The organism is Paenibacillus sp. 37, from assembly GCF_008386395.1.
GTDB classification, from domain to species: domain Bacteria; phylum Bacillota; class Bacilli; order Paenibacillales; family Paenibacillaceae; genus Paenibacillus; species Paenibacillus amylolyticus_B.
Window position 1 is genome coordinate 3,858,775 of record NZ_CP043761.1, and the last position, 23,896, is coordinate 3,882,670.

The window sequence follows — 23,896 nt, forward strand, 5'->3', positions numbered from 1 at the left end:
TTGATTACGAAATGTATCATTTACATTAAGCTAACGGGCAGAATAGTTGTAAAGCGAAGAGCGGAGGTATTAGTTTATCTTCAAGCGTACAATAATATTTTTTGAAAGTGTAATAACAGAAAAGGAGCCCTCATTCGAGGGGCTCCTTTTCTTTCCTATCTAGCCAGCTACTGTTCGCAAGCATTTATCACTTTAATCATCGATTGAAATACCTGCGGCTTTTAAGTGTCCATGAGTTAAAATTTTTCCGAATTGAGAAGCGAGTTCATTTGGAGTATAAGAAAAATCATTTTTAACCCACCATATTACAATGCCCATAAAAGTAGATGCAATATATTGAAGTAATAATTCCTTTGAAATCTTCAGGGAAATATCATCCAAGCCATCTTCCACTGTATTTTTTATAATTTCCTCCATCTTTGATTGAAAACCATAGATTCTATTCTCATCTAGTAACAATGCTCTGTAAAAGGGAATATTGTCCTTAATTTTCTCCAGTATGGTTTGCATTAGTTGTTCAAGCATAGAGCCGCTTACAGGAGTTTTGCTGCTTGAGCATTGCTTGAGTGTACTATTTAGTTCTTCTAGTAATTCGTCCATAGATACGTTTAACAAATCGGGTTTGTTCTGATAATGAAGGTAAAAGGTATTTCGGTTAATCATTGCCTTATCGGCAATATCTTGAATCGTAATTCCTTCGTACCCCTTTTCATTAAGAAGTTCTATAAACGCTTTTTTTATCGAATGTTTGGAGCGAAGGATACGCAAATCGATTTTTTTGTTCATTATGGCTCATTCCCTTAACTTTTTTTGTTAGATATACGACATTTAAGTTGAAACTGTATTTTATCTCTCAAAATCAAAATTATTAAACATTGAAGGCTGACCTTATATTCATCATAATAAACAAAAGATAAATATACAACACGTTGACCATTATTTATCTTACTGATAATTAACTCTAATTAAAGGGGAGATTTTAGATGAAAACGATAGCGATTGTTGGAGCAGGAGCAGGTTTAGGAATGTCCATCGCGAAAAAATTCGGGCAAAATGGCTTCCGCGTAGCGCTTATTGCGCGAAATGAAGAAAAGTTGAACCAACTGGTTATTGAATTAGAACAATTGGGAATCGAAGCTGCTTCTTTTCAAGCGGACATATTAAACAAAGAACAAATTGAGATGGCATTTGCCGCTATTAAAGAGAAATACGGATATATTGATGTTCTTGAATACAGTCCAACGCCGAGCTTTGACACAGTAGCGCCAACACTAGATGTAACTGAAGAAAATGCGTTATACCAATTTCAATATAATGTTTTAGGTGCTTTATCGAGCGTTAAACAAGTGCTTCCGGATATGTTGGATAAGCAAAGTGGTGCCCTGTTATTTACGACTGGAGGCTCAGCAATTCACCCGGTACCGATGATGGGCAATGTCGGAATTGCAATCTCAGGACTTCGTAATTATATCTTTAATTTGAACAGCGAATTATCGGATAAAGGGGTTTATGCGGGTCATCTTTCAATTGGAATTTGGATGCAACCGAACTCAGGAGTTCAAGATAAAATCGCTGATATTTGGTACGACATGTACACCAAAAGAGACAGAGTAGAAGAGTTTATAACTGAAGATAAAGTGTAAGTTGAATAATTTATTTTGAAGGAGATACAAGAAAAGAATATGAACATCACTGTTTTTGGTGCAAGTGGTGCAATTGGACAGCTTGTAACCCAACTTGCATTAGATCACGGAGATTTCGTTACGGCATACGTTAGAAACCCCAAAAAAATCAGTCTCAAACATCCAAATTTGAGCCTTTTACAAGGGGAAATTTCAAATACTTCAACCATCGAGAAAGCCATTGCCGAATCCGATGTCGTAATCAGCACATTGGGTCCAGCATCCGATATGTCACGAAAGCTTAAAGGCACGCCGATTGCTGACGGGCACGAACTGATGATTAGGGCTATGAACAAACTTAACAAAAAAAGGTTCATTACACTTGCAACGCCAGCTTTGCAATCAGATGACGATAAGAAAAACATGTCCACGATACTTCCAGGTGTATTAGCCAAAGTTCTCCTTCCAAACGGTTATGCAGAAATGAAGAAAATAGAAGGAATGATTAAGGAATCGAATCTGGATTGGACAGTCGTTCGAATTATTAACCCCAATGTTAAATACACAGGGCAGTCTTATGACTATTCATTCGGAGATCAATCGGCTAAAATGTCTGTTTCCAGAGAAAATGTTGGCAAATTCATGTACTCTGCTGCTCGTGACAACCAATTGATTAGAAAAATGCCTATTATTTATAACAAATAAGCTCAATAAAAATGTAGTATTCACCGATTAAGGTTGGTATGGTATGAGTATCGAGCAAGCGAAAAAGGCACATGCTGAACTTGAACAACAAGCAGCAATGATGGGTCTCGTGTATAATATCGACCAAATAAAGCCCACCAATACGTTTGATGCGCATCGTTTAACCCAGTATGCCAAATCTGTGGGTAAAGATCAGGAATTAGCAGAGAAGCTGTTCTACTCTTATTACACGGACGCCAAGCTAATTAGTGATCATGTTACTTTAGCAGATATTGCAGAATCAGTTGGAATGAATAGGGACGAGTCAATCGCAGTTCTCCATGATTCATCCAAATATGCTAGCGAAGTGCGTTCAGATGAAGCCACAGCAAAACAATTAGGGATAACAGGAGCACCTTTCTTTGTCATTGATAGAAAATACGCGATATCCGGCGCACAACCAACAGAGGTATTTTTAAAAGCTCTTAACCAAGCATCTCAATAAATAAAACCAATAAGCATTGTAAAAAAAGGTGTCGACTGCTTTTTGTCGGGACCTTTTTTTATTGTATAAGCCCTTTGATGAGAGATTCGGATAAATCCAAAGTGGATGCGTATATGCACCAAGCTGTTGATCAATAGTATCCTACTATAATTGAGTCAATGTGAGTTGAAGTAATTGAATGAAGAGAAGGACAGGAGACAAATATGAGAAAGGCTGGATGCTATGTTTCCATCCGGATTTGATTAGAAAAAGTGCTTTAGGAAGTAAAATGGATGAGTATTCTTTCTTTTCTTATGCAGCTAATGAGGCGCTTCATTTATCAGAGAAAGAGAAGGATATCGTAACCAAAAATAGTGCATATCCTCATTGAGGATTTCAACCTAAGCTCGGCTTCGAATATCCGGACAAATTAATGGAGTGAGTAATAAAATGAAATAATAATTGCTTCTCAATCGTGTATGCGATATATTGCATATAAGAATAATTGTAATGAGGATGAAAACCATGCCAATTCCTAAAGATTTTTCCTTGCCCGTCCGTATGTCCGCAAAAGAAAGAGCGTTTTCTCAGATTCAGCGATGGATCATTGATGGAACACTGCAACCAGGTGAAAAGCTTATTGATGCGGAAATGGCTGAATCGCTTGGAGTTAGCCGGACACCGATTCGGGAGGCATTTCAGTTACTCGAAGTTCAAGGCCTCGTGTCTATGCATCCAGGAAAAGAAACAAAAGTAACGAATATTGAGAAAAACGATATTTTTAAGATGTATTCAACAATGGCCGCTCTTCAAGCTTTAGCTGCTGAAATCACCGCCCAAATTATTGTTCCAGAACAGATTGAGAAACTAAGATCACTAAATTTGGAATTCGCAAGTTCCATTAAAAATGGGCAAGTTTATCAGGCTATGGAGGTGGATGAGCAATTTCATAATTATATTGTGGAGCTCTCAGATAATCCTTATGTGGCCACATTTAATACCTCTCTCCAGATTCACATTAGGCGATTTAAATATGTGTTTTTAAAACAACCTATTACAGCTACACTTGCTTCAGTCGAAGAGCATGATTTGATTATTAAAGCTTTTGAAGGCAAAAATAGTGAGGATGCTCACGTAATAATGAAACAAAATTTTATTCGACCAATGCAGGAACTGAACGAAATACTTTGAAATGAGGGGTAAGGGACATGGAAAACAAAAAAGATCTTCGTATTCGAAGTAAAGTGATCAGTGAAGGTGCTAACCGGGTTCCGAACAGAGCGATGCTGCGTGCAGTTGGTTTTCAAGATGAGGATTTTAAAAAGCCAATGATCGGAATAGCGAGTACGTGGAGTGAAGTAACACCGTGTAATATGCACATCAATGATTTAGCGGTGCAAGCTAAGCAGGGTGCACGTAATAACGGCGGTGCTCCACTAATTTTTAATACAATTACCGTGTCAGATGGGATCTCCATGGGGCACGGCGGGATGTTGTTCTCACTACCAAGTCGAGAAGCTATAGCTGATTCGATTGAAATTGTAACCGGAGCAGAGCGTTTTGACGGCGTGGTTGCGATCGGTGGGTGTGACAAGAATACGCCTGCATGTCTGATGGCTATTGGACGGATGAACATTCCTTCCGTTTATGTATATGGAGGAACCATTCAACCGGGTAATCTCGATGGTAAAAATGTAGATATCGTTTCGGCTTTTGAAGCCGTGGGTCAATATCAAGATGGGAAAATAACAGATGAACAGCTGCATAAGGTCGAATGTAGCGTTTGTCCAGGTCCAGGGGCTTGTGGCGGCATGTATACCGCTAATACGATGGCGGCAGCTGCAGAAGCAATGGGCATGTGTTTACCTGGTTCTTCTTCAACATCAGCCATTTCAGCCGATAAAGCATTGGAATGCGAAGCAGCTGGTAAGCAGGTCATCTCACTTCTTGAACAGGAAATCTACCCAAGAGACATTATGACGAAGAAAGCATTTGAGAATGCGATCACGGTTGTTATGGCTCTAGGCGGGTCAACCAATGCGTTTCTCCATCTGCTAGCGATTGCGCACTCGGTTGAAGTAGATCTAACCCTGGATGATTTTGAGCGTATTCGTTTGCGTGTTCCTCATTTGGCGGATCTGAAGCCAAGTGGTCAATATGTCATGCAGGACTTGAATGATATTGGTGGTGTTTCCGGGGTAATGAAGCTATTGCTTGCTGAGGGTTTACTTCATGGGGATTGCCTCACCGTAACAGGTAAAACGTTAGCGGAGAATTTAGCGGAATCTGCTCCACTTGAAAATGACCAAGAGATTATACGACCGCTCAATAATCCACTTAAGCCAAATGGACCACTGGTTGTACTTCGAGGAAATCTCGCCCCTGAAGGCGCTGTTGCGAAAATGTCAGGCATGAAGATCCAACAGTTCTCTGGCCCGACTAAGGTGTATGATAGTGAAGATGAGGCGACAGTAGCGATTATGAATGATGAAATTAAAGAAGGAGACGTCGTGGTCATACGCTATTGTGGTCCGAAGGGTGGACCGGGTATGCCTGAGATGCTTTCCGTTACAGCACTCATCGTAGGAAAGGGGCTCGGCGGGAAAGTAGCTCTCATCACAGATGGTAGATTCTCTGGGGGATCGCATGGATTTGTAGTCGGCCATGTATCACCTGAAGCACAAGTAGGTGGACCGATCTCGTTGCTTAGAAATGGGGATATTATTACCATCGATAGCGACATTCAGGAGATGAAGGTTGAGTTATCAGAAGAAGAGTTAGTTGCTAGAGCACAAGCTTGGGTACAACCGCCACTGAAAGTGAAATCCGGTGTACTCGCCAAATATGCTAAATTAGTTTCCTCCGCTTCCAAAGGGGCAGTAACCGATTTGATGGAATAAACCAAATACAATCGATAAATTTTAATGAGTACTTCTTCAAGTCGCTCCGCTATGCGGGGCGTCTTTTTGTTACTATCTATCACATGAACGATATAGATATTGCGATTGAAAACAGAGTTCATTATGGATAGGAGACAATGTTGAGAAGGTTATTGGAAGGCTGAACCTTGAGGATTTATTAATGCTGGCAAATATGTAGTTATTCAACCTAAAGTAAAGGAGCTTTTGTTAGAAAAAGCTCTTTTTTAATTTAAATGTACTTTGATAATTTTAAAATTGCATGGTTTAATCATTCACACAAAGTTGGCAGAGAAAGAAGATATCAGAGTTCTGCTTGATGTAAGAAATAACAAGGACTTATTTACCACGTATTTGAACCAACAAGAAAAAAAGGAAGTGTATCTCCTAGTTGCTGAAATGGATAGATCAACAATTTTGGGGTTCGGTCTTCTAAAACTTAGTAGTTACGTATCTCCCAAATTGAGTGACTTATATGTAAATGAAAATTATCGTGGCAGTGGTATTGGTTCGAGTTTAATTAGACATCATGAAAAACTTGCAAAGAAACTCGGCTATTCTGAAATATTCGTTGGTGTTGACCCAATTGGGAATCCAAAAATGATAAAGCTTATAACTAAGCTTGGATATAAAAGAATTACTGAACCATACTCAAGAACAGCTCTATTCCACAATGAAGACGGGACAACGTATGAGAAAACTTATACAAGGGTTGATTTGAAGAGGTCATTGAACTAACGGGGAACGTTAGTTCAATAAAACCAAAGAAGCAGGGTAAACCAAATGCGAGCATTTGGTTTATATTTCCAGTATAATGAAATGGGCGGAAATTGTACATTTTTTCGGGGGAAGATCTTTAGTATGTGTATAGGAAAAAACAATAGGGACTTATACAATAGAGATTGTAAACGCTTGCTTTGAATTCTGAGGATCCAATCACTGAATTACCGTAATCCCGTAATCGCCGGATATTTGAGCGCTATTCCTGGGCCAAGCGCGGGAATGCCTACATGCTGGACGATGAGGTGCCTCCCGTGTTCGCGTGCCTCAGCAAGCGGCTTCACCCGGCGTCTGCTCGGGACTGCGTGCCTCGAGCAACGGTACAGAGAACGCCAGCTCTGCTTATTATGAAGGATTCTATTATTCCAATACTAAAGGAGATGCCTTATGAATCAACAACAACTACCTAAGCCACACCAGCCGCTCGTAACCCACATCTTCACTGCGGACCCGTCCGTCCATGTCTACGAAGGCAAAATCTACATCTATCCTTCCCATGACCTCGATCATGACGAGCCGAGCAACGATAACGGCGACCAGTATAAAATGGAAGACTATCATGTCCTCTCGATGAACAACTTCGATTCTCCGGTGGTTGATCACGGCGAAGCGTTGCATCTGAGAGATATTCCGTGGGCCTCCAAGCAACTCTGGGCACCGGATGCCGCTTATAAGAACAATACCTATTACTTGTTCTTCCCGGCACGGGATCATGACGGCATCTTCCGTCTGGGTGTGGCAACATCAGAGTCTCCGGCAGGCCCGTTCACGCCGCAGCCGAATTATATGGAAGGCAGCTTCAGTATCGATCCGGCCGTACTGGTGGATGAAGACAATCAGTCATACATCTATTTCGGCGGACTCTGGGGCGGCCAGCTGGAGAAATGGCAGACCGGCAGCTTCGTGCCAGATGCAGAAGGACCTGCTCCTGACCAGCCGGCGCTTGGACCGCAAGTTGCACTGCTTAGCGACGACATGCTGTCCTTCCAGGGCAAGCCTTCCGAGATATCGATTGTCGATGAAGACGGAAATCCGATTCTGGCCGGGGATGAGGAACGAAGATATTTTGAAGGCCCATGGGTGCATAAATATAACGGCTATTACTACCTGTCCTACTCTACAGGAACCACGCATAAGCTCGTATATGCGATCGGCAAGAACCCGATGGGACCATTCACGTTCAAGGGCGAGATTCTCTCTCCGGTTATCGGCTGGACAACCCACCACTCCATAGTGCAAGTTGAAGACAAGTGGTATCTGTTCTATCACGACAGTTCCCTATCGGAAGGTGTCAACCACAAGCGCTGCGTTAAATATTCCGAGCTGAAATACAACGAAGACGGAACGATCCAGAAGATCAATCCTTATCCGGATGCCGAGTAAGCTGGAAGGGTTAGCGGAAACAGATAAGATTACAAGATAAGGCATAACATGAGGCAGCTCCTGGCGGGGCTGCTTTTTTGATAGGAGGATCAGTTGTGTCACTCAAACTTGTGAAAATTTCTGTTGAACAAAGAATATTTTTACTATGACACTATGTGTAGAACAGTAGAAAATGATTCTTTCTATTGAGGACCATTACCATTAATCATAAGAGATCACGGAGTCATGGAAGAAGGAAACGTTAGGCGCTCCGATGTAGGGACACTACAAGGCGGCGTCATCTCACCCCTGTTGGCGATTCGAATCAAGCTAAGGGGTGCATGAAACGGGTAAATAAGGTATAGTGATGGATGGAAAAATAGAGTGGAGGAGTTAACCATGGTCAAACAACGCAAGATTTTATTAACTGTAACCGTATTGTACACATTGCTTGTTCTTTATTTTATGTTCTTCGCTTTCGGCAGAGGAGAGGATTTGGAGAACATTACCCAATATACCTTTATTTTCATGCCCGAGAACTTCCTTAAGTTGCCGTCTCCATTTGATCTTCTGCATCCCAGCCTCATGAGTATGGTGGGTTTCGGGAACACTATTGCGTTTATTCCTTTCGGTATATTGATTCCATGGCTGTACCGGGTCAGCTTCGTCCGGTTCATCACCTTATTCTTCATCGCGATTCTTGTGCTGGAAACGATCCAGGCCCTTACATTCCTGGGCAGCTTCGATATCAACGACGCTCTTCAGAATTCGATTGGAGCAGCCCTCGGTTTTGGGGCGTACAAGCTTGGTTTCCGTTACCGGAGCCTCGGGCGCAATCTGGTGGCAACGGCTATATCGGGTATGATTCTTTTTATAGCTTTATGGGGATTAGGGGCGGCGGTAGACAAAATAACAACAAAAGTAGAGGGCCCGTTTGTGGCGATCAATGACTGGACGGATACTTCGGGCCATTCATCCGCTGGAGACAAGCCGGACAGCATCCTAATCAACGGACAGAAGGTACCGCTTCGCTATAACCTATATGGTGCTGAAGACGGAGATTCCAGAACGTTCACGTACAAGTCTGAGGGACAGACGATTTTCTCCTTCGATTACGGATGCCCCGAACCAACGGATTATTCTGGTAGTATCAGTGTTACTCGGGATGGCAATGAAATATTGACCGGCTCTGGAGAAGATCAGCAGAGTAATCCCGATCTATTTCCGTCGCTATTCAAAATCCCGCTTGAGCCGGGCGATGAGCTGAAGATCACGATTAAGGGCGACATGAAAGCATGGGATGTCGGGTATACGCGGATGCAGTATTTCTGGAACTGAGTGCTTAAAGGGACTTCGCCCCATTTTATCATGAATTACACCTCGCGCTTGGGTTTTCAAGCGTTTTTTTGCTTTTGAGATCGGGATTTTTCAGAAGGGGCTGTCCAAAAAGTCAGTAAAACGACCATTGGGCTGCCCCTTTATGATGGTATGTAAAAAATAGGAACAAAAATCGCAGGACCGACTCGCTGAGGTTTAGTATAGATAACTCCGGATCAGTAGTAGTTCTTTAGTATAAGCACATTAAGGATTATGACTTGCCTCCTAACTGGCAAGAAATTATTAAAACTCGTTAAACTAACGGTAAACAATAGCTAATAAAACCAATCTTCATTTTAAAATCCACTTATATACAAGCGTATAGAACTTGTACCAATTACCGATAAGGACAAAACAAAATCCGATTAACCAATTAAAGCCAGTCGGCAAGTCTGGAACACATTTATAAGATGTATTGAGAAGAAGAGAAAAAATAATGACCAGACAAGACTTTGGCAAAATCATATTAAGAATGCGAAGACCTAAAGCGGTTTTAGTAAGGTGATAGCTCGCAAATAAGGCTCCGATAATCCTCCCTAATTGATTGTCCCATAACTTGACTACAAGCTACGAGTCCCATCGAAGTATCTGAGAAACAACCATTTAGTATAAGTTGTGCTTGTGCTCCAGGGAGCTACAACGTTATCACGAGATCTGAATCTCTCGTTCAGCAATGTATACAAACTTCATAAATTCATTCGTTTTTATACCACTCCTTCTTCATTTGAGTCCTGTAGTATGACTTACATCGGGATAACGAAGGAGCAAAAGAATGAAGAAAACGATGATGTTAACTTTACTCATAATCATAACGGCAGGAATGATCTGGTGCAGCTGGGGGCTTGTTAGGACAGATCAGAATCACCCGGACTCTGCAGCTGGCACCAGCGGCTGGCAGGAAAACAGGCTTATTGCACATGCATTTGGTGGAGTTGACGGTGCTAACTATACCAATTCTTATGAGGCATTTATAACCAATTACAATAGAGGGTACCGTTTGTTCGAGGTTGATCTTGTGCAGACGACGGATGGGAAGCTTGTAGCCAGACATGATTGGTCGCAGAAGCTACAGCCGGACTTGGCCGCTCATCGCGGACAAAACGTAACAAAGCTTCAGTTTGCAAACTCGCTTATTATGGGAAGATTCCACCCTCTTACCCTGCCGGACATATTGCACCTGATGAAACAATATCCTGATTTCGACTTAATTGTGGACACGAAAGCAGGCAGCAAAGAGCAAATTCAGCAGCAGTTTGCGCATCTAGTCAATGAGGTTCGACGTACGGATCCTGCACTGCTCAACCGGGTTATACCTGAAATCTTCAGCCCGGAAATGTATGACACGGTTATGGGAATCCACCCCTTTCCAAACAAAATATATTCACTTTACAAAACTGGCGCCTCCGCCGAAAGTATTGTAGAATTCGTAAGGGACAAACAACTGACAGCCGTTGCCATGCCTGCATACCGCGTGTATCTAAACCCCAATTTAGTTCCAGCACTGAATAAGTTTGGGGTAAAAAGTTATGTTCATACTGTCAACAGCAGACCGGTAATGCAGATTCTGTCCAGGTTTGGGGTACATGGGTTTTACACGGATCAGGAAGAATCACCAGAGGAGCTGATGCTTGCAGACGCTCCCCCCGGCCATGTTGAATTTTCGGGATACATGAGTTCCGGATTAGCAAGTATAAGAAATATCGTGATGAAGGTGAGAAATAATGGCTATCAATAACATTCTTGTTGTAGACGATGAACCGGAAATTCGAGAAGCGCTCGTTATTTATTTGAAAAGCGAAGAAGTGGATGTATTAACTGCCTCTAACGGATTGGAGGCGCTGGAAATTCTTGAACAAGAAACCATTCATCTTATTATTATGGACAACATGATGCCGCAGCTCGATGGAATTAAAACGACATTTAAAATTCGTGAAAACAAAAATATACCGATCATTATGCTTTCTGCCAAGTCAGAAGATAGCGACAAGATTTTGGGACTCAACGTGGGCGCTGATGACTATATAACGAAGCCGTTCAATCCTCTAGAGCTGATTGCCAGAGTCCGATCTCAACTGCGCCGGTTTACGAATTTAGGTTCCTTCCAGTCAAACGGGGATGAGCTCATTCAAGTAAGGGGACTCGTGCTGAACAAAAGCTCGAAGACTGTTGAGATAGATGGAGAGGACGTCAGATTGACCCCGAAAGAATACAAAATTTTGGAGCTGCTGATGGAGAACAAGGGTAGAGTTTTCTCGATTGAAGAGATTTATGAGCGCGTGTGGAATGAACTGATCTTCACTTCAGAGAATACGGTTGCCGTACATGTGAGAAACATCCGTGAAAAAATTGAAATCAATCCCAAAGACCCAAAATATTTAAAGGTGGTATGGGGAATTGGATACAAAATCGAGAAAAAATAAAGCCGATTGGAAGGTTCCAATCGACCTTATTGTCATCATTGTCGCCGCGATCTTATGGATCCTCTTACTCATAAACGAGTATTCATACACGGGGTTGAGTCTGAGCTATTCAACTTCAAGTTACATTCAGGCACTGCTTGCCTTTATTATTCTTTGCTTACTGGCAAGCAGATTGTTTCTTTATTTTAAGGCACCCCACAGTAGTCGTTCCTTCTGGCATGGCAGTCTGCTGATGGATTACTTTCACATTTGGAGAATCGGTCTTAGAGCCAGTTTGCAAAACTGGAGACTAACGTTTGGTCTCATCATGATGCTTTTGCTAACCGCGATAGCCGGCATTTGTATTTGGCAGGCAGCCACATATTACAGCATATATCAACAGTTTTTTTTCATACTTTATGTATTGCTGTATGTGCTTTTTCTGGTACCGTATATCCTTTCCAAGCTTGGACGTTTCATCGCTATCATCAACGGGAGCAAAGAAATTGCTGAAGGAAATATTCAGAATACGATTCAAGATACCGGCAAGGATGCCCTATCCAAGCTTGCTGGCTATATTAACAATATGAAAGCCGGGTATCAAAGCGCGCTGGAGAATCAAATGAAGAGCGAACGGTTAAAAACAGAGCTGATTACCAACGTATCGCATGATTTGAAGACTCCGCTTACTTCTATTATCAATTATGTAGATTTATTAAAAAAAGAAGATCTGTCTACGGAGACTACCCGAGCCTATATTGAAACCCTGGACCGGAAGGCGCTACGGATGAAGCTGTTGATTGAAGACCTGTTCGAAATCTCAAAGATGGCCAGCGGTACAGTAGAGCTGGATATTGAGTACGTGGATGTAGCGACATTGTTGACACAGGCGATCGCCGAGTCCAATACCAGTATGGGACAAACGTCGCCTGTGATTCGGGAGAGGATTGCAAAATTCCCCATCCATGCACATTTGGACGGCAATAAAATTTGGCGTGTATTCGAAAATTTAATTGGCAACGCGCAGAAATATTCACTTCAAGGAACCAGAATCTATATTTATTTGGACCAGTCTGATAATCAGGTACAATTCAAAATTCAAAATACTGCTGCTTATGAGATTGATTTTGCTGCGGAAGAGTTGTTCGAGCGTTTCAAAAGAGCAGATGAATCCCGCCAGACAGAAGGCTCCGGACTAGGGCTGTCCATTGTGAAAAGCATCGTTGAGCTGCACGGCGGGGAGATCAAAATCGAGATTCATGGCGATCAATTCAACGTTATTCTGCATTTGCCCAAGCAGCGCTTAATTTAAAAGTCATAGAACTAGGTTAACCCTCATGCTCCCTTTCAGGATGTATGAGGGTTAACTTTACTTCAGGCTCTTTTCCAACCCCTTTTGCTATAAAAATAATTATAATTTTGGAACAAAATCGTTTCCTGATTACCAAGAAGAATATGCTTGCTCACATTGCGCATTACTTTAAAACAAAAAATCATGAAATAAATAAACGATAAGACTTTTTTCTCTGAGCAGGAAAACAAACTAAACTGAAAGGAATAGCAAATGAAGATAAGGTTTCAACTTCATTACGAGGAGAAATCAAACTTGATCTAAATGAAATTAAAAGAAAAAAACGCAAAAATGTAAGAGTTCCTCAGGGATACCAGATGCAGCACAAACGTGGTTTCGAGGCAAGAAAGGGTTACGGTTACGAACACAGTGTTTTAAATGTTACTGAAGATGATGAAGGTAACAGGATTGATGTTGCCGTTCCCAGAATTTCGACCGATGTCGAGGGAAAAGAACATATTCCCATTGAAGTCGCTATTGAAGCGGCTTTTTTTATTTTATCGGCACAAGTTCTTGTCCCGAGCCAAGGACAAGAACTTGCAACGATTGTCGTGTCAAGGGAAGATGAGTTGCACGGGAATAATGGCGTTCTTAGGAGAATAAGTATCTTCCATCTGTTCACGTAACAGCCTTACGGCTGTTCGTGCCATTTCCTGTTCATTCTGCTGCACATAAGCTACGCCTGAAAGATGTGGATTATCAAAAGATAGCAAATCGATATTGGAGTGATCGTTCAGACGACGGATAGCGGATGATGTAAGGCGTGCTGTTTCTTCAGTCAAGGAGAAAGCTGCCGAAATTTCACTGTGGTTCTGCAAGAATTCGCTTACATAGTCCAATGCATGCTCGCTGCGTAGAATGTTGAGAGGGATGTGACACCACAAGCTCTTGTCAATTGAGATACCTTGATCTGTATATGCCTGCTCGAAGCCAAGCGTGCGATCCTCGACGGCTGTATTGGCATTTTCAGGTGAGATGAGCGCAATCTGCTGATGACTCTTGGATAACAAATGGGATACAGCCTTATACGCACCGCCGTAATTATCGGATGTAATGGTGTACGTCTCAATGTTGCGCAGATAGCGGTCGATGAACACACACGGAAATTTGTCGAGCGACAGACGCAGTAATGATTCGTTGTACTTCTCATCTTCCGTCGGAAAAACGATCAGCCCCTTCACACCGAGTTCCGTTAGTGTACGGATGACGTTTGTTTCGATAGAGGAGGACTCTCGCGTGATGCTAAGTACCATGTTGAGGCCGGCTTCTTGCAGGAATTGTTCTGTGTAGTCAACGAGCTTTTGAATGACACGGGTTCTCATCGTCGGAATGATGAAGCCGATGAGTGGTATGGAGGACGCGCTGCCTTCGGATGGGGGAGAATGGATGCTAGAAACAACAAGACTTGAAGAGACAAATGAGCCTTTGCCTTGTACGCGTATAATTAATCCTTCGTCAGCGAGTAGGGTTAGGGCGTTCTTGACGGTTATTTTACTTACTCTGAATTCGTCCATTAGTTCTTGCTCAGAAGGAATGCGGTCTGTGGGCCGAAGCTGCCCTGATTTAATTTTCTGTATAATATTTTCTTGAATTTGTTTGTAGAGCGCCAGCTTTTTCAAAGAGTAGCATCTCCCCATAAACTTTATGATTTTATAATCAATTGGTTATATAAAGCTTATTTCATATATATTATAATACGGCATGTAAAGCGCTTACAATATGGAATCTAAGAAATTTTTGCGAAGGGGTCTTTTCTTTGAACGGTTAGAATTATGTTAAGGATGGTGGTGCCAAGGTAGATTGAAACCGCTTAAATTAACAGAACTAACTAGTCAGCCGACTTTTCAAATGCATAACACAAAAAGAGAGGATGACGAAGAAATGAAGAAACGCAGTACGTTAATCTCCATCGTTACAATCCTTATGATGTCCCTTTTTTTTACAGCATGTGGTAATGCATCTGATTCAAAAACGGAAACACAGCAATTAGGCGCTAATGCCGGTGAGAATGCAACAGAATTGTCATTTTGGACATTCGTAGATTTGCACGGCAAGCATTTGGATAAAATGCTGGGTTTATGGAACCAAGAGAACCCAGACAAACAGATTAAGTTGAATGTAACGGTTATGCCTTACGATGATATGCACAACAAGCTTTTATTGGCAGTTACAAGCGGAAAAGGTGCTCCTGATATCGCGGATATCGAGCTTGGTCAATTCCCTAAATTCCTGGAAGGTGACAACGTTCCACTGGAATCTTTGAATGATGTATTTGCACCATACAAAGACGTTGTTGTTCCTTCGCGTGTCGAGATTTACTCCAAAGCCGATCAGGTTTATGGCTTTGATTATCACGTAGGTGCAACACTTGCTTTCTACAACACTGAAATTCTCGAACAAGCAGGTGTTGACTACAAGAAAATCATAACGTGGGAAGATTACAAACAAGCAGGTATCAAGGTTTATGAAAAGACTGGCAAGTACTTAGGTACTGCTGATACATCTGCTACGTGGCAAGCATCGTTGCTGTTAGCTCAGCAAAACACTGATTTTACAGATGAAAATGGTAATCCAAAAGTTAACTCGCCTGAAATGATTAAAGCGTATGAAATGTTAGTTGATCTGCAGAAGAACAATGTTATTCATACGATCCCAGGCGGACAACCCGACACAGAAGAAGCAAAAGGCGAATACAACAAAGGCAACTACGCAAGTGCATTGATGCCTGAGTGGTACATGTCCCGCTTTGTAAACGAAATGAAGGACCTTAAAGGTAAGTATGCAATTGCTCCATTGCCTGTATTTGAAGAAGGTAATCCTCGTTCCGTTGGCTTAGGTGGTACTGGCACAGTTGTTACTAAGAGTGGTAAAGACGTTCAATTGGCCAAAGAATTTGTAGCCTTTGCTAAGCTTTCGAAAGAAGCTACTACTGAAATCTGGAATACACTTGGATTTGACCCAATCAACATGGAAGTATGGAAAGATGATGCAGTAACGAAAAACCCTGATAACGAGTACGTACAATACTTTAAAACAAATGCATTTGATACTTTGAATGAAATCAAGGACGAAATTCAAGCGATCAAATCCGTTAAAGCTTCACCGACCATCGGCAATATCTTCAATACGGTTACTTTGAACGCCATCTTTGAAGATGGTCAAGACGTGAAGGAAGCGTTGGATGAAGCACAAGCAGCAATTGAACAAGAATTGAAATAAATATAATAAGTAAATGATTTGGTTAAACCTGTCGGCAGGTATAGTAGTCGACAGGTTTAACCTTAATCAAGGGAGATTGAGAATATGATAAAGAAATTTGTATACTCTCAAAAAGTTGCACCTTATGTTTTTGTACTGCCATTTATACTCATATTTTTGATATTCTGGTTTTTTCCACTTGTAAATTCATTCGTAATGAGCTTTCAAGATCGGATGTTGGGACAGGATCCTAAATGGATTGGTGAAGCAAATTATTCGAAATTACTTACCGATAAAGTGTTTTTGACATCTATTAAAAATAGCGTTGTGTACATGTTGGGAACCTTAGTGCTGTTAATTCCTTTTCCAATGTTATTCGCCGTTATGATCAACAGTAAGTTAATGAAGGGAAGAGAGTTTTTTAAATCTTCGTTCTTTCTACCTGCGTTGACATCTGTCGCAGTTGCGGGTACCATTTTCCGCCTTACATTCGGTGAAATGGAAGGTTCATTAATGAATAGTTTGCTGGGTCTATTTGGTATAGAGCCTATTAAATTTTTGAAAGACGGAAATTGGAGTATGGCAGCACTGTTAATCCTCGCATGTTGGAGATGGACAGGTGTTAATATGCTTTACTATCTATCCGGTTTGAAAAGCATTGACAATGAATATTATGAGGCTGCTTCAATTGACGGGGCATCTGCTTGGCAGAAGTTTAGAACGATTACAATGCCATTATTGAAGCCGACCACGGTATATGTTACAACAATTAGTGTTTATGCAGGTTTAGCCATGTTTACCGAGAGTCTGATGATGTTTAACGGTAACAATTCACCCAAAAATATTGGCTTAACCATTGTTGGATACCTGTATAGGCAAGGGATTGAGCAGAATAAGCTGGGTTACGCAGCTGCAGTTGGTATCATTCTGTTAGTCATTGCTATGGTTATCAATTTAACGCAGCTGAAATTTAGTGGAATGTTCAAAAAGGAGGAGGATTAAAGTGGGCAAAAGTCAGACGAGGAGTGATTTCATCTCTAGAATAGTAATTATTTGTTTATTCATTATACTATTCGTTTTAATTATGATTCCATTCTATGCAGTGGCCCTCTCTTCCTTTAAACCAGGTGAATCATTAGTTAGATATGGTCTTAACCTAAGTTTGGATTTTGAAATCATGAGTTTTGATAATTTCATCTATCTGTTTACTGGACAACATGATTATTTTGTGTGGTTTTGGAACAGTATGATTTTAACAATCGTTCAAGTGGTTTTAACACTTTTTGTAAGCTCATTTGTTGCTTATGGTTTTGCAGCATATGATTTTAAAGGTAAGAACTTCCTCTTTATATGTGTTTTGCTCATTATGATGGTGCCTTTCGAAATACTGCTGGTTCCTTTGTATAGCCTAATTAATGATTTGGGAATGGTGAATAGCTATTCGGCAATCATTTTGCCGGGTATAGCCAATGCCGCGACAATATTTTTCTTCAGGCAATATCTAAGAAGCATACCCAAAGAAATTATTCAATCTGGGCGGGTTGATGGGGCAAACGAGTATGCGATATATTTCAGACTAATTATGCCGATTATGAAGCCATCCTTTGCAGCAATGGCCATTCTGAATGGTATGAATAGCTGGAATAATCTGTTGTGGCCATTCATGGTGTTGGGAGATCAGAGTAAATATACACTTCCAATCGGTTTGAAAACGTTATTAACTCCTTATGGCAATAACTATGATCTATTGATCGTGGGCTCCTTCTTCTCCATCATTCCAATTTTTATACTGTTCATTGCTTTCCAGAAATACTTCATAGACGGTATGACTGCAGGTGCTGTTAAAGGGTAGTAATATTATGATGAAACAGGTGATAAGATGGCAGTCCAAAAAAGAGTGTTACACGACGTACAACCATTGATTGAGCAGAGAGCTGATCCTTTTATTTACCGACATTCGGATGGTTATTATTACTTCGTAGCATCCGTTCCGGAGTATGACCGGATTGAAATCCGTAGAGCCCGGAACCTTGAGGGGCTTGTTACATCAACTCCTGTTGTGATCTGGAGAAAACGCGAGACGGGTATCCTTAGTGCCAATATTTGGGCACCTGAACTGCATTTTATTGATGACAAATGGTACGTGTATTTCGCTGCCGCACACACGACGGAAACGAATGAAGGCTTGTTCGACCATCGGATGTACGTACTAGAGAATGAAAATGTCAATCCGCTCGAAGGCAGTTGGGTGGAAAGAGGACAGGTTCGTACCGCGTGGGAAAGCTTCGCCCTCGATGCCACTACCTTTGAGCATAATGGAATCCGTTATTACGTATGGGCACAAAAGGATCCGAATATTGAAGGTAACTCTAATCTGTATATATCTAAAATGAGCAATCCGTGGACGTTGACTGGGCCGCAAACGATGATCTCGATGCCGGAGTATGACTGGGAGATCATTGGTTATAAAGTGAACGAAGGCGCGGCTTTTCTTCGCAAGGGTAATCTGGTATTCCTCTCTTACTCGGCTAGCGCCACCGATTTCAATTATTGCATGGGCCTGCTTGAAGCCGATGCGGATGCGGATTTGCTCGATGCCGCCTCATGGCGCAAGTCACAAACAGCGGTTCTCTCGACAGATGAGAGCATCTCGATGTATGGTCCCGGTCATAATTCCTTCACGGTGTCAGAGGCCGACGAAAAGACGCTATTTGTGTTCCACGCAAGAACGTACAAGAATATTATAGGAGATCCGCTGTACGATCCGAATCGTCATACATTTGTGACGGAGCTTTTGTGGACGGCTGACGGCAGACCCGATTTCCCCGGCTCTGTTGCAGCACTTGCACGTTCTGTAAAGTGAACGAGTGTCCCAACAAGGTTGGTTGATGGATTTGAGTTCGTTTATCCAACTTACCAAAGAGAGACAGTAAGAACATCGAAGGCACTCTACTGGGTGCCTTCGATTTCGCTCTACAGATAATACGCTGAACCGTACCATAAGTAGTGGTAAGTTGCTCATTCTATTTTCATTAAGCTAACGGGCAGTTTAGTTTAACAAGCTACTTAGATTGGGCGAACTGGGCGGTATTGTACAGTGCGATTAAGTGATCAGCTAGCTATTATAGCGGCTTTTTTGTTTTAAACCAATTTCTTGTCCCAAGTTGAAGACAAGAACTTGGTGTCATTTCGGATTAGGTAGATTTCTAAATAGTATGATGCTGGAACTTCCATGGCGAGATAAAAGCCACATAAATATAAGACTTCGCTTGAATAACGACTTTTCTTGTATCAGGACCTAAGGCAAGAACTTAGTATCATCGCTGAAAAGGTTAAGAACATGGTACCAATGTCGATTAGAATATTTATCTTTTCATTAAGCTAATCCGACTAGTGGCATTTTCACGAGGAATGGCTGGAATGATGCTATCTGCGCGAAACATAGGTGGATATATTAATAAATTCGTTCCGGGTGGTAATGGGCTGGATCTTCAACTATATTTACCCCTTGTGATAACTGTGTTTATTTACTCGTGCTTCATTCAAAGAAAACAAAGAATTTTTCTGGAAAAAACCTCATTTAGTTGTCTTCATATTTTCATTGCATTAATAAGCTGTTTTTCTGCTTGTGTAGTTTTACTTTTGATTTAATCCTAATTGGTGTTACGCTAGCGGGGAGCGTTAAGTTTAAACATAACAGACCAGCTGGCGAGCGGCTGTTTTTAATATGCTAAATGAGCTGTTAAGCTCAGTAGGTATGGAATTTTAAGGATACTATAAAGTCTAATAAAAGAGATTATTAGTCATAATCAACGCAAGTGTCTCAGTAAAAAAAAGTGGAAGTAAAACCCAAAATAAAGATTGCTTAATCAGTGATTGTAAGGTAAGATTCAACTATCAAAAAAATCTAAACGTTTAAACAGCTAATGAACGATGGTTCGTATGCTTAGACAGGAGAGACCTATGAGAAAAACTAGCATAAAGGACATCGCACTTAGGGCTAATGTTTCTATTGCTACAGTCTCCTATGTACTCAACGGCACTCGCAATGTGCGTCCCGAAACGCGCAGAAGGGTCCAGGAGGCCATCGAAGCATTGAATTACAAACCGAACGAGATTGCTAAAAGCCTCCAACGTAACCGTACCAACACAATTGGTGTTATTACGGAGGATGTGACTGTTTTTAACGCTCCGAATATTATCGATGGTATTAACGACTTTGGAGACCGTCACGACCTTCATATCCTGCTGGTTAACCTTAGGCTCGACAAACGAATTGGCCGTAATTTTCAAGACGTCGAAGCTTACCGTAAGTATGCAGGCAGTGCTGTATCTGAACTGCTTGGTAAACAGGTGGATGGTATCATTTACATCGGAGTTCACACTCGCGACTTGACAGGTCTAATCAATGTTGAAGGTAAACCGATTATATACACCTACGGTTACACACAAGACGATATTTCAATTCAGTATAATGATGAACAGGCATCTTATGAAGCGATGTCGTACTTGGTACAAATGGGACACAGTCGCATCGCCATTATTAGTGGTTTAATGGATTCAATCCCTTCAAGACGCCGATTAAACGGTTATTACAAAGCAGTCACCGATTTTGAATTGCCGTTTGATCCTTCCTTAATAAAGATGGGGGATTGGGAAAGAGATTCGGGCTATAGGTACGCTAACGAGCTACTCGACATGGACAATCCGCCGACTGCGATCCTGTCAATGAACGATGTTATGGGCGTCGGGGTTCTTCAGGCCGCGAAGGAAAAGGGGCTAAGCGTTCCTGAAGATATTTCTGTAGTTGGTTTTGATGATCGGGAATTCAGCGATTACCTGAGCCCACGTCTGACAACAATGGGATTACCGCTTCATGAGATGGGATATTTAGCGATAGAAACCCTTTACCGCCTAATCCATGGAGAAGATATTCAAAACCTAACCATGCCGGAATGTCGCTTGATCGAACGCGATTCCGTTCGGAAGCTTAAAAGCTAAAAAGGCGCATGCCAGTTTCCATATATAGAACCAACGCAGGTAGGCTTTGCAATACCAAAGAGGAATTTAAGTTTCTCTTTTCAAAGTAATTTAAACGTTTAACTTAATTCTGATCAATGAAAGGGAGATCTGAGTGACCATTCTTAGTAATGAAAAATTCAGGATCGAGTTTGGTGAACGTGGTACCGTTCAGTCCTTGGTGATGAAAGATGATCCGCATGAGATGAATTGGGTCGTAGATCCTCATTATTTGCAAGAGGTTGGATTCCAAGAGGATGAGGATAAGCTCTTTGGCGAATGGAGTATGCAGTTGAATGATAGGTTTGTTCAAAGCTCGATGTTTGAGCCAAATATTACGAAACATAGCACGAACCATGTTACTGTTGAGTTCAAAGATGTACAGGTCAAGATCTTGTTTTCATATTTGCTGGAAGGCGATCAATTCCGCTGGGGTATCAAACTGACCAATGAATCGGATACGAACATTAAAATTCAAGGGTTGCATGTGTGGTTTTCTCTCGCCTACATTATGTTTCGGACGCAAGATGTTTACCGTAACATGCATGAATCCTGCGCCGTATTTACGCACATCGGGGGGAACTTTGCCAAGTTTGCTGCTGTACGACGAAGTAACGACGGTCCTCATCTGGGAATCTACACGCTCAGAGGGAATACATCCACCATGGGTTCTCATTGTCGTTATTGTAACCGCTTTCTAGAGCAAGTTTCTCCATCTTTGGACGGCTTGTTATTCCACAGACTTTCTTTAGTGGAGGATGGGACCTCATTGAAAGATTTGGTACTTACCGATTGGATCTATAATGACGCTTACAACTCTTTAACGTTAACACCAGGGCAAGCGGAAAATTGGGAGTACGGATTTGTGTCATTCCAGAATCTGACGGATTTCTACCACCAAGGCAAGGTCCTCGGACATCCTCACTGGAGCTTTACACCCGTTGTGCCTGAAGGAGGACAATTCACAGCCTCAGTCCGTTTGCCTAGGGATCTTGAAATAAGGTCGTTAAAGCTATACAGTGCGCCTGGACACCAGAATGGCATTGAAGAGCAGGATATCTCCGCACTACTGGTTCCTTCAGAAAAGTCTATATCACTAGACGTAGGCTCTGATCAAATTAGCAACCTCGTCGTTGAACAGGAGTTCATAGTAACCCTACCCGCTGACGTACCAGGAGAACGTAAGCTGGAGTTGATACTCAAGGACGGACGTCGTGACATGCTGGTTTGGAATGTCCTTGAACCCGTTCATACATTGCTTGAAAAGCGAGCAGAATGGCTGGCAGTAAATAGCTATGAAGGCGGGGAGGCAGCGGTTCGGCCCCATGCGTTCCGTCCGTTATCTAACCAAGGTGAGTCACTGGGAAAATTGGCATTCTTATTGATGAAAAATGGGAGGTCTTCACCTGTTCCCGAGCAGGTTATGAGGGCGGAAGCAGCAGCGGTGCTGGATATGAAGGTGCACTGGTTCATTGAAGGTGATTTGTCCCGGCCGCAAACTTTGTACGGTAACTTTTATCGTATCTACGATTTCGATTATATTGCGCACGTTTTTTATCTATTATCACAAATGGATGAAGAGCTGCTTCATTTGCATTCTCCTTCCAAGTATTTGAAATGGGCCGCCGAAGTTATGTGTTTGCGACTTGATCCAGATTGCCATTCAGGTCAGCGAGAAAAGGACGAATCACGTCTAAATGGTGTGTTTATCCTTTACATACGTGAACTGCTACAAGCGTTGAAAGACAAGGGATATGCTGAATTACATAATCAACTACGACAGCTATGGGATCGCTTTGGTCGGGAAATGGAAATTGGTGTTCGGCACTACGGCGGAGCCGTTACAGAGCACTTTTATGATAATGCCGGATTTGGTCCAACGTGCACAGCATTATGTTTCCTTGGGCATACCGACAAGGCTTCACAATATGGTCAGCTTATTTTGGCAAATATCGGATTCAGCAACGACTATAGGCTGCAGAATCCGGATCGATGGTGGGAAGCACTATCTCCAATGATTCATTCCTTATGGGGCGGACTAGCGGCATCGTCGGCATTGGTTGCGTATGAACATCTCGGTAATACAGAATATCTGGAAGCAGCTTATCGCTCTACAATGGCAATCTTTCATTGCTATGACTGGAATGTAAAATCCACTCCGCGAAGGCTGGCGCAAGGTGAAGCCGCATCGACGTATAGTGTATCTGCACCCAACTTGAACATGCCGGAATTGTCGCGTAATCGTTTTGGGCAATCGGTGTTCGTGGGAGCAGACGATCCGCTGTTTGCCGCTTTGTTCTCCGATGTATCGGGGGATGATTGGGATATGGGTGAGGAATTAGTAGCTTATTTGCTGGGGTTTGGAACTACGACGTACCTCTATCGAGATGAAGGAGGCACTTTAAGATGTGTCAACGGATTCGTGACAGAAGAGCATGATGGTTGGACCGTGAAAAGTTATGCGGCGTATCCGTCCAGGTACGTATTCCGTGAAGAAGACTTAGAGTTCAGAGCTCACCAAGGAACGTTGCAAAAGAGCATTCGCCTGGAAAATGGAAAGTTCTGCGCTTGCCTTTGACGAGTCTCCTAACTTGGCAGTTCCCACTTGTTCTATAAAAGGAAGTACAGACTTGGTTAACGAACAGCACCATATAATCATTCGGATATGAAACAAGACCATGTTTTTAAGTTAAACGATTAAA

Annotated in this window: 21 protein-coding genes; 19 read left to right on the top strand and 2 right to left on the bottom strand. The window is 42.0% G+C overall.

The genetic code is table 11. The annotated features are described in order from the left end of the window. Positions 1 to 192: 192 nt before the first annotated feature. Positions 193 to 786, bottom strand: a complete 594-nt coding sequence (locus F0220_RS16525; RefSeq protein WP_105598929.1) for a TetR/AcrR family transcriptional regulator — start codon at positions 784 to 786, stop codon at positions 193 to 195. 197 nt (positions 787 to 983) lie between these two features. Between F0220_RS16525 and F0220_RS16530 the strand changes: the two genes are divergently transcribed. From F0220_RS16530 to F0220_RS16595, 13 genes are all read left to right on the top strand, one after another. Continuing rightward, the gene (locus F0220_RS16530) at positions 984 to 1,643 is read left to right on the top strand and encodes an SDR family NAD(P)-dependent oxidoreductase (RefSeq protein WP_091020102.1); all 660 of its coding nucleotides are present in this window, start codon (positions 984 to 986) and stop codon (positions 1,641 to 1,643) included. A 39-nt stretch (positions 1,644 to 1,682) separates the two neighbouring features. Continuing rightward, entirely contained in the window at positions 1,683 to 2,327 is a 645-nt protein-coding gene (locus tag F0220_RS16535; RefSeq protein ID WP_105598930.1) for an NAD(P)H-binding protein, read from the top strand. A gap of 43 nt (positions 2,328 to 2,370) precedes the next feature. Further along, complete coding sequence (locus F0220_RS16540) at positions 2,371 to 2,811, top strand: DsbA family oxidoreductase (RefSeq protein WP_091020099.1); 441 nt, start codon at positions 2,371 to 2,373, stop codon at positions 2,809 to 2,811. Between the two features lie 178 nt (positions 2,812 to 2,989). Further along, a complete protein-coding gene (locus F0220_RS16545; RefSeq protein WP_181155438.1) occupies positions 2,990 to 3,181 on the top strand; it encodes a hypothetical protein in 192 nt (63 codons plus the stop codon). A 134-nt stretch (positions 3,182 to 3,315) separates the two neighbouring features. Continuing rightward, complete coding sequence (locus F0220_RS16550) at positions 3,316 to 3,981, top strand: GntR family transcriptional regulator (RefSeq protein ID WP_091020097.1); 666 nt, start codon at positions 3,316 to 3,318, stop codon at positions 3,979 to 3,981. A gap of 17 nt (positions 3,982 to 3,998) precedes the next feature. Further along, complete coding sequence (gene ilvD, locus F0220_RS16555) at positions 3,999 to 5,690, top strand: dihydroxy-acid dehydratase (RefSeq protein WP_105598931.1); 1,692 nt, start codon at positions 3,999 to 4,001, stop codon at positions 5,688 to 5,690. A 303-nt stretch (positions 5,691 to 5,993) separates the two neighbouring features. After that, positions 5,994 to 6,446 carry a GNAT family N-acetyltransferase gene (locus tag F0220_RS16560; protein ID WP_223199713.1) on the top strand — a complete coding sequence of 151 codons (453 nt, stop codon included), beginning with the start codon at positions 5,994 to 5,996 and terminating at the stop codon, positions 6,444 to 6,446. 429 nt (positions 6,447 to 6,875) lie between these two features. Then, complete coding sequence (locus F0220_RS16565) at positions 6,876 to 7,871, top strand: glycoside hydrolase family 43 protein (protein WP_105598932.1); 996 nt, start codon at positions 6,876 to 6,878, stop codon at positions 7,869 to 7,871. Between the two features lie 378 nt (positions 7,872 to 8,249). Then, the gene (locus tag F0220_RS16575) at positions 8,250 to 9,188 is read left to right on the top strand and encodes a VanZ family protein (protein ID WP_091020093.1); all 939 of its coding nucleotides are present in this window, start codon (positions 8,250 to 8,252) and stop codon (positions 9,186 to 9,188) included. An 811-nt stretch (positions 9,189 to 9,999) separates the two neighbouring features. Continuing rightward, a complete protein-coding gene (locus F0220_RS16580; protein WP_091020090.1) occupies positions 10,000 to 10,962 on the top strand; it encodes a phosphatidylinositol-specific phospholipase C/glycerophosphodiester phosphodiesterase family protein in 963 nt (320 codons plus the stop codon). Next, positions 10,949 to 11,647: a response regulator transcription factor gene (locus F0220_RS16585; RefSeq protein WP_105598933.1), complete on the top strand. Its 699-nt coding sequence runs from the start codon at positions 10,949 to 10,951 to the stop codon at positions 11,645 to 11,647. Before F0220_RS16580 ends, F0220_RS16585 begins: the two co-directional genes overlap by 14 nt. After that, on the top strand, positions 11,622 to 12,938 hold the full coding sequence (locus F0220_RS16590; protein ID WP_105598934.1) for a sensor histidine kinase: 1,317 nt from the start codon (positions 11,622 to 11,624) through the stop codon (positions 12,936 to 12,938). The genes F0220_RS16585 and F0220_RS16590 overlap by 26 nt, the downstream gene beginning before the upstream one ends. A gap of 245 nt (positions 12,939 to 13,183) precedes the next feature. Beyond that, positions 13,184 to 13,603: a polymorphic toxin type 8 domain-containing protein gene (locus tag F0220_RS16595; RefSeq protein ID WP_223199998.1), complete on the top strand. Its 420-nt coding sequence runs from the start codon at positions 13,184 to 13,186 to the stop codon at positions 13,601 to 13,603. Here the strand turns inward: F0220_RS16595 and F0220_RS16600 are convergent. After that, positions 13,532 to 14,596, bottom strand: a complete 1,065-nt coding sequence (locus F0220_RS16600; protein ID WP_091020083.1) for a GntR family transcriptional regulator — start codon at positions 14,594 to 14,596, stop codon at positions 13,532 to 13,534. The genes F0220_RS16595 and F0220_RS16600 overlap by 72 nt on opposite strands. A 262-nt stretch (positions 14,597 to 14,858) precedes the next feature. Between F0220_RS16600 and F0220_RS16605 the strand changes: the two genes are divergently transcribed. The 6 genes from F0220_RS16605 (at position 14,859) to F0220_RS16630 (ending at position 23,772) form a co-directional block, all read left to right on the top strand. Continuing rightward, complete coding sequence (locus tag F0220_RS16605; RefSeq protein ID WP_105598936.1) at positions 14,859 to 16,196, top strand: ABC transporter substrate-binding protein; 1,338 nt, start codon at positions 14,859 to 14,861, stop codon at positions 16,194 to 16,196. 84 nt (positions 16,197 to 16,280) lie between these two features. Next, positions 16,281 to 17,177, top strand: coding sequence for a carbohydrate ABC transporter permease (locus tag F0220_RS16610; RefSeq protein ID WP_091020079.1), 897 nt, complete (start codon positions 16,281 to 16,283; stop codon positions 17,175 to 17,177). Position 17,178: 1 nt separating this feature from the next. Continuing rightward, positions 17,179 to 18,027 (top strand): carbohydrate ABC transporter permease, encoded by an 849-nt coding sequence (locus tag F0220_RS16615; protein WP_105598937.1) that lies wholly within the window; start codon positions 17,179 to 17,181, stop codon positions 18,025 to 18,027. A gap of 27 nt (positions 18,028 to 18,054) precedes the next feature. Further along, positions 18,055 to 19,038: a family 43 glycosylhydrolase gene (locus F0220_RS16620; protein WP_105598938.1), complete on the top strand. Its 984-nt coding sequence runs from the start codon at positions 18,055 to 18,057 to the stop codon at positions 19,036 to 19,038. Positions 19,039 to 20,138: 1,100 nt separating this feature from the next. Then, positions 20,139 to 21,176, top strand: a complete 1,038-nt coding sequence (locus tag F0220_RS16625; protein ID WP_105598939.1) for a LacI family DNA-binding transcriptional regulator — start codon at positions 20,139 to 20,141, stop codon at positions 21,174 to 21,176. Between the two features lie 133 nt (positions 21,177 to 21,309). Continuing rightward, positions 21,310 to 23,772: a hypothetical protein gene (locus tag F0220_RS16630; protein ID WP_105598940.1), complete on the top strand. Its 2,463-nt coding sequence runs from the start codon at positions 21,310 to 21,312 to the stop codon at positions 23,770 to 23,772. Positions 23,773 to 23,896: the final 124 nt, after the last annotated feature.

Excerpts from the sequence above, each read along its gene's own strand:
- F0220_RS16585 (WP_105598933.1), top strand. The coding sequence starts at position 10,949 with ATGGCTATCAATAACATTCTTGTTGTAGACGATGAACCGGAAATTCGA.
- F0220_RS16620 (WP_105598938.1), top strand. The coding sequence starts at position 18,055 with ATGGCAGTCCAAAAAAGAGTGTTACACGACGTACAACCATTGATTGAG.
- ilvD (WP_105598931.1), top strand. The coding sequence starts at position 3,999 with ATGGAAAACAAAAAAGATCTTCGTATTCGAAGTAAAGTGATCAGTGAA.
- F0220_RS16545 (WP_181155438.1), top strand. The coding sequence starts at position 2,990 with ATGAAGAGAAGGACAGGAGACAAATATGAGAAAGGCTGGATGCTATGT.
- F0220_RS16550 (WP_091020097.1), top strand. The coding sequence starts at position 3,316 with ATGCCAATTCCTAAAGATTTTTCCTTGCCCGTCCGTATGTCCGCAAAA.
- F0220_RS16605 (WP_105598936.1), top strand. The coding sequence starts at position 14,859 with ATGAAGAAACGCAGTACGTTAATCTCCATCGTTACAATCCTTATGATG.
- F0220_RS16610 (WP_091020079.1), top strand. The coding sequence starts at position 16,281 with ATGATAAAGAAATTTGTATACTCTCAAAAAGTTGCACCTTATGTTTTT.
- F0220_RS16535 (WP_105598930.1), top strand. The coding sequence starts at position 1,683 with ATGAACATCACTGTTTTTGGTGCAAGTGGTGCAATTGGACAGCTTGTA.
- F0220_RS16625 (WP_105598939.1), top strand. The coding sequence starts at position 20,139 with ATGAGAAAAACTAGCATAAAGGACATCGCACTTAGGGCTAATGTTTCT.
- F0220_RS16580 (WP_091020090.1), top strand. The coding sequence starts at position 10,000 with ATGAAGAAAACGATGATGTTAACTTTACTCATAATCATAACGGCAGGA.
- F0220_RS16575 (WP_091020093.1), top strand. The coding sequence starts at position 8,250 with ATGGTCAAACAACGCAAGATTTTATTAACTGTAACCGTATTGTACACA.
- F0220_RS16530 (WP_091020102.1), top strand. The coding sequence starts at position 984 with ATGAAAACGATAGCGATTGTTGGAGCAGGAGCAGGTTTAGGAATGTCC.
- F0220_RS16565 (WP_105598932.1), top strand. The coding sequence starts at position 6,876 with ATGAATCAACAACAACTACCTAAGCCACACCAGCCGCTCGTAACCCAC.
- F0220_RS16525 (WP_105598929.1), bottom strand. The coding sequence starts at position 786 with ATGAACAAAAAAATCGATTTGCGTATCCTTCGCTCCAAACATTCGATA.
- F0220_RS16540 (WP_091020099.1), top strand. The coding sequence starts at position 2,371 with ATGAGTATCGAGCAAGCGAAAAAGGCACATGCTGAACTTGAACAACAA.